The 553-nt window shown below is 53.2% G+C and carries 1 rRNA gene; it reads left to right on the top strand.

The window, feature by feature from the left end:
• A 23S ribosomal RNA gene (locus P6N53_RS18530) occupies positions 1-553 on the top strand; the annotation flags it as partial.

Genomic DNA, 553 nt, shown 5'->3' with positions numbered 1-553 from the left:
TAAGTCGGGACCTAAGCCGAGGCCGCAAGGCGTAGGCGATGGACAATCGGTTGAGAATCCGATACCACCAAATACCGTTTGAGTGAAGGAGTGACGCAGGAGGGTAAGTCAAGCCAGCGGTTGGAAAAGCTGGTCCAAGCCCGTAGGGTAAGAGATAGGCAAATCCGTCTCTTGTAAAGCCTGAGAGGTGAAGGGGAGCGAAAACAAGTAGCGAAGTGGCTGATCCCAAACTGCCAAGAAAAGCTTCTAGCGAGGTAAAAGGTGCCCGTACCGCAAACCGACACAGGTAGGTGGGGTGAGAATCCTAAGGCGCGCGAGAGAACCCTCGTTAAGGAACTCGGCAAAATGACCCCGTAACTTAGGGAGAAGGGGTGCCTCTATATCGTGACACATTAACTTGTAGAGCGAGAAGAGGCCGCAGAGAAAAGGCCCAAGCGACTGTTTACCAAAAACACAGGTCCCTGCTAAAGCGAAAGCTGACGTATAGGGGCTGACGCCTGCCCGGTGCTGGAAGGTTAAGGGGAAGTGTTAGACGCAAGTCGAAGCAGAGAAC

Origin of the sequence: Desulforamulus aquiferis (genome assembly GCF_030577015.1) — a bacterium.
Classification (GTDB): domain Bacteria; phylum Bacillota; class Desulfotomaculia; order Desulfotomaculales; family Desulfotomaculaceae; genus Desulfotomaculum; species Desulfotomaculum aquiferis.
The sequence above is the reverse complement of the archived record's forward strand: the minus strand, read 5'-3'. Positions and strand labels throughout refer to the sequence as shown.